Genomic DNA, 5,763 nt, shown 5'->3' on the forward strand with positions numbered 1-5,763 from the left:
ATCCGCGCGATCAAGCGTCTGCGGGTCGTCAACTCGTTCCTGCAGACCGGCAACTCGCCGGCCGCGATGGTTCTCGATGTCGTTCCGGTCATCCCGCCGGAGCTGCGCCCGATGGTGCAACTCGATGGTGGCCGCTTCGCAACCAGTGACCTGAACGACCTCTACCGTCGCGTGATCAACCGCAACAACCGCCTGCGTCGACTCCTCGACCTGGGTGCGCCGGAGATCATCGTCAACAACGAGAAGCGGATGCTTCAGGAGGCCGTCGACGCACTGTTCGACAACGGCCGCCGCGGCCGCCCCGTTACGGGAACTGGCAACCGCGCGCTCAAGTCGCTCTCCGACATGCTCAAGGGCAAGCAGGGCCGGTTCCGCCAGAACCTGCTCGGCAAGCGCGTCGACTACTCCGGCCGTTCGGTCATCATCGTCGGCCCGCAGCTGAAGCTGCACCAGTGCGGTCTGCCCAAGCAGATGGCGCTCGAGCTGTTCAAGCCGTTCGTGATCAAGCGCCTCATCGACCTGTCGCACGCACAGAACATCAAGTCGGCGAAGCGCATGGTCGAGCGGTCGCGCCCGCAGGTCTGGGACGTGCTCGAGGAGATCATCCGCGAGCGCCCCGTTCTGCTGAACCGCGCGCCCACGCTGCACCGTCTCGGCATCCAGGCGTTCGAACCGCAACTCGTCGAGGGCAAGGCCATCCAGCTGCACCCGCTCGTCTGCGCCGCGTTCAACGCCGACTTCGACGGTGACCAGATGGCTGTGCACCTTCCGCTGTCGGTCGAGGCTCAGGCCGAGGCCCGCATCCTGATGCTCGCCAGCAACAACATCCTGAAGCCGTCGGATGGTCGCCCGGTCACCCTGCCGTCGCAGGACATGATCATCGGCCTGCACCACCTGACCACGGTCAAGGAGGGGGCGACCGGCGAGGGTCGCGCGTTCTCGAGCGTCGCCGAGGCGATCCTCGCGATGGACCAGCACTCGCTCGACCTCAACGCCGTCGTACGCATCCGCGTCGAGGGCGTGTACTACGCCGAAGGCGAAGTGCCCGAGGGTCACGTGCAGGGTTCGCAGGTGCTGCTCACGACCAGTCTCGGTCGCGCACTGTTCAACGAGACGCTGCCGGTGGACTACCCGTACGTCGAAGCCGTCGCCGACAAGAGCAAGATCTCGGCGATCGTCAACGACCTCGCGGAGCGCTACCCCAAGGTCGAGGTCGCGGCGGCGCTCGACCGGATCAAGGACGCCGGCTTCCACTGGGCGACCCGTTCCGGCGTCACCGTCGCGCTCTCCGACATCATCACGCCGAAGGACAAGCCCGAGATCATCGCGAAGCACGAGAAGCGTGCCTCGAAGGTGCAGGGCGAGTACGACAAGGGTCTGATCGACGACGGGTCGCGCCGTCGCGAGCTCATCGAAATCTGGACCGAGGCCACCAACGAGGTCGCCGCGTCCATGCAGGCGGCGTACACCGAAGGCAACAACATCTTCCGGATGGTGTCGTCGGGTGCTCGTGGTAACTGGCTGCAGGTTCGTAACATCTCGGGTATCCGCGGCTTGGTCGCGAACCCGAAGGGTGAGACGATCCCGCGTCCGATCATCTCCTCGTACCGCGAGGGTCTGTCGGTGGCCGAATACTTCATCGCGACCCACGGTGCCCGCAAGGGTCTCGCCGACACCGCTCTGCGGACCGCGGACTCCGGCTACCTGACGCGTCGACTCGTCGACGTCGCCCAGGACGTCATCATCCGCGAAGACGACTGCGGCACGACGAAGGGCCTCGAGCTCACGATCGCCGCAATGGTCGACGGTGAGCTGACGCGTGACGCGAATGTCGAGAACGCGGTCTACGCGCGCTCGCTCGCCGACGACGCGCTGGATGCCAAGGGCAAGGTTGTCGCCGAAGGCGGCTCGGATGTCGGCGACGTGCTGATCGAGAAGCTGATCGACGCCGGCGTGGAGACCATCAAGGTGCGTTCGGTGTTGACCTGCGAGAGCGCCGTCGGCGTGTGCGCGGCGTGCTACGGCCGCTCGCTCGCGACCGGCAAGCTCGTCGACATCGGTGAGGCGGTCGGAATCATCGCCGCGCAGTCGATCGGTGAGCCCGGAACCCAGCTCACGATGCGTACCTTCCACCAGGGCGGCTCGGCCGGTGCGGATGACATCACGCAAGGTCTGCCGCGTGTCACAGAGCTGTTCGAGGCGCGCACCCCGAAGGGCGCTTCGCCCATCGCGGAGTCGGCGGGTCGCATCGAGATCGAAGACACCGAGAAGCAGCGCCGCATCATCCTCACGCCCGACAACGGCGACGAGGTGAAGGCCTACCCGGTGCTCAAGCGTTCGACGCTGCTCGTCGAAGACGGTCAGCACGTCGAGCTCGGCCAGCAGTTCGTGGTCGGCAACCTCGACCCGAAGGAGGTGCTGCGCGTGCAGGGCAGCCGTGCCGTGCAGAAGCACCTCGTCGATGGTGTGCAGGGCGTGTATCGCTCGCAGGGTGTGCCGATTCACGACAAGCACATCGAGGTCATTGTGCGGCAGATGCTGCGCAAGGTCACCGTCGTCGATCACGCCGACACCGACCTGCTCCCGGGTGAGCTCGTCGACCGTTCGAAGTACAACGAGATCAACCGTGCTGCGCTGCTCGACGGCAAGAAGACCGCGTCGGGCCGTGAAGAGGTCATGGGGATCACCAAGGCGTCGCTCGCGACCGAGTCGTGGCTGTCGGCCGCGTCCTTCCAGGAGACGACCCGCGTGCTCACGCAGGCCGCCATGGAAGGCAAGTCCGACCCGCTGCTCGGCCTCAAGGAGAACGTCATCATCGGTCAGCTGATCCCAGCCGGTACGGGCCTTCCGCGATACCGCAACGTGACGGTCGAGGCCACCGAGGAGGCGAAGGCGGAGCGTTACCCGAACCGCATCTTCGCCGACGACTCGACCTTCACCGAGGGCGACCTGTCGTTCGTGGACTTCGACTCGTTCTCGTCCGACGACTTCTCGCCGGGCACGTACAACTGACCCGCGTGAGGGCGCTAAGAGCGCCCTCACCGGGTCAGGTCGAGTAGCCGCCCCTTCCGGGCGGCGTGTCGAGACCTCAACCCGAAGCCCCCGCTCCACGTGAGCGGGGGCTTCGGCGTTTGCGGTTGAGCCACACTCCGACGTCGCCGGGCACGGCCGATCGATTCGCTGACCGCCGACCTCGGTTTCACCCGTGAGGAGCTCGCAAACGCTGACGGCGACGCCGAGTGACCTGGACGCTTCTCACTGATCGAGACTTCGATCGGGCGTTGATGCGACTCGATCGTCAGACTCAGCGCCGCATCCTGATGCGTCCGTTCACGCTCGCCGAGCTCGAGGACCCCCGGCAGCGCCTGAAGCCGCTGAGCGGACCGCTGGCCGGGTTGTGGCGCTTTCGGATCGACGACTACCGAGTGATCATGGACGTCCGAATTTCCGAGGTCGTCCTCGTGGCGATCGAGCTGGGACGTCGCGACAGCATCTACGACTGAGCTGCGCAGCTAGGCTGGCGGCAGACGAGAGGAGCCTTCCATGGCCCAGGCGAAAGACGAGTCCGCGCGGCCCACCCCAGCGGCTGCGGCGCCGGATGAGATCGTCGTCGAGCCGAGTGATGTCGACGAACCTGACGAGATCGTCGTCGAGGAGGCCCCCACCAGCGAGTCGGCGACCGCGACCGCGACCCTGACCAACGAGAAGGTCGAGTCGCCGCTGGCCGGCGAACGTGTCGTCTACGTGAGCACTCCGACTCCGCCGAGGCCACGGAGCAACCGCATCGTCGGGTCCCTTCTGGCCCTGCTGGGCGCCGTGGTCTTCGCCGTCGCTTACGCAGGTGTCGCGGCTCTGCTGCTCGGCACGATCGTCGCGGAGCCGTTCCGGTCGGCGGGCTTCGGAGCGTTCATCCGGGACGCGTCATTCTGGGTGCCGGTGCTGTTCTTCGCGATCGGCTTCGTGCTCGTCGTGCTGCTGCTCAACCGCGCCGCATGGTGGGTACATGTGCTCGGCAGCCTGTTGGTCGCCGTCATCGTCTACTTCGGTTCGGTCGGTGTGCTGCTGCTGCTCAACAGCTTCGCCGGCGATCCCGACGCCGGGTTCCTGACCTTCGCGACGAGCCCGTTCGTCGTCGCGGCTGCACTCGTCGCCCGCGAAGTGTCGATCTGGGTCGGCCTGCTCATCGCGCTTCGCGGTGGGAAGGTGAAGGAACGCAACCGCGCCGACCGCGAGGCTTTCGAGGCCGAGCAAAGCGACAAGAAGGCGCCCGATGGAGAAACCGCCACTTCGGCATAGCCTCTTCGTCGCCCTTTTGGTCGCGGTCACCTGGGCGGCCAGCAGCTTCGCGGTTGCGGGCATCCTCGCTGTGGTGCTCGATCGGGATCCGGTGGAGACTCCAGCGCCGCCCTTCATCGGCTTGGTCGGGCTCGCCCTCGCCGGGAGCGCCGTCTGGTTGGCCGTCGGGTTCACCGCTCGCGCGCGTACGCCGTGGATCGGTGCGCTCGCCGCTGCGGCGGTGGTCTACCTCGTGATCATCGGAGCTGCGCTGCTGGGATCGTTCCGGCTGTTCGCCGAGCAAGCGACCAGCCCGTTTGTCATCGTCGCGGTCGTGCTTGCCGCGATCGCGGTCGTGGGCACCTGGTTCGCGATGCGACGACCGCGCTGAGCAAGCCCCCCCAAAGCGGGACTGTCGGGCGGGGCCCCTCGCTCCTAGCCTCGAACCAACGAGGGACACATCCGCAGCCCTCGGCGCACACCGGTTCGGGGGGAACGGTGGGCGTGAGTGTCGTCAGGGGGTGACGATGACCTCCCTGTCAGAGATCCTCATCATTCGTGGCCTCATGCCGATCACGAGTCTTGATGTCGCAACCGGTGATCCGCAGACCGACGAAGCACACGTGCGCGAACTCGTCGACGGTGGCGTGGTCACCGAAAGTCAGGTCGCCTCTGCCCGCGCCGCGCAGCTCGGGCTGCCGTTCGTCGACCTCACCGAGTACCCGGTCGACCGCTCGGCTGTCGCCTTGGTTCCGATGCAGCTGCTGAAGCGCTACGAAGTGCTGCCGATCGGGCGCGACGGCGACCGCCTGATGCTCGCGATGGCGGACCCTCGTGACGTGCTCGCCATCGACGACGTGCGGGCGGCGGTGCGGATGCACGTACGTCCGGTCGTCGCGGAGCGCAGCGATCTGCTCGCGGCGATCAGCCGCCTGGTGCGCTCCGACGGCGAGCTCAGCGAACTGACGACGGCGATCGTCGAAGAGAACGGCCCTGCGGGGAGCGACCTCGTTCCGTTCGCCTCCGAGCCGAGCGAAGACGATGCGCCAATCGTGCGATTCGTCAACCTGCTCATCAGCCAGGCCATCTCTGACCAGGCGTCCGACATCCATATCGAGCCCGCCGAACGTGACATGCATGTGCGCTACCGCATCGACGGCGTGCTGCACGAGATGCAGCGCGCGCCCAAGAACATTCAAAATGGCGTCATCTCGCGGCTCAAGATCATGAGCGACATCGACATCGCCGAGCGACGCAAACCGCAGGACGGCCGGATGTCGGTCATCCACGGCGGCAAGCAGATCGACCTCCGCGTCGCGACCCTGCCGACGGTGTTCGGCGAGAAGGTCGTCATGCGTATTCTCGACAACTCGATGACCGGGCTCGGGATGGAGCAGCTGCGGTTGCTGGACCGCAACGCGGCCGTCTACAAGGCGTCGTACACCAAGCCCTACGGGATGATCCTCGTCACCGGGCCGACCGGCTCCG

The 5,763-nt window shown here is 66.5% G+C and carries 5 protein-coding genes; all 5 read left to right on the forward strand.

The genetic code is table 11. From position 1 onward, the window contains the following. The coding region (gene rpoC, locus RMO30_RS05850; RefSeq protein WP_309710686.1) for a DNA-directed RNA polymerase subunit beta' at positions 1-3,012 on the forward strand (3,012 nt) is incomplete at its 5' end. Between the two features lie 227 nt (positions 3,013-3,239). Continuing rightward, complete coding sequence (locus RMO30_RS05855) at positions 3,240-3,503, forward strand: type II toxin-antitoxin system RelE/ParE family toxin (protein ID WP_397427903.1); 264 nt, start codon at positions 3,240-3,242, stop codon at positions 3,501-3,503. A gap of 40 nt (positions 3,504-3,543) precedes the next feature. Continuing rightward, positions 3,544-4,296 carry a hypothetical protein gene (locus RMO30_RS05860; protein WP_309710690.1) on the forward strand — a complete coding sequence of 251 codons (753 nt, stop codon included), beginning with the start codon at positions 3,544-3,546 and terminating at the stop codon, positions 4,294-4,296. Continuing rightward, entirely contained in the window at positions 4,271-4,666 is a 396-nt protein-coding gene (locus RMO30_RS05865; RefSeq protein WP_309710692.1) for a hypothetical protein, read from the forward strand. Before RMO30_RS05860 ends, RMO30_RS05865 begins: the two co-directional genes overlap by 26 nt. A gap of 136 nt (positions 4,667-4,802) precedes the next feature. After that, a partial coding sequence (locus tag RMO30_RS05870) for an ATPase, T2SS/T4P/T4SS family (RefSeq protein ID WP_309710695.1) occupies positions 4,803-5,763 on the forward strand: 961 nt, incomplete at its 3' end.

It is taken from the genome of Pseudolysinimonas sp. (assembly GCF_031389465.1).
Lineage (GTDB): Bacteria > Actinomycetota > Actinomycetes > Actinomycetales > Microbacteriaceae > Pseudolysinimonas_A.

Coding starts and splice junctions, on each gene's coding strand:
- RMO30_RS05860 (WP_309710690.1), top strand. CDS start 3,544: ATGGCCCAGGCGAAAGACGAGTCCGCGCGGCCCACCCCAGCGGCTGCG.
- RMO30_RS05865 (WP_309710692.1), top strand. CDS start 4,271: ATGGAGAAACCGCCACTTCGGCATAGCCTCTTCGTCGCCCTTTTGGTC.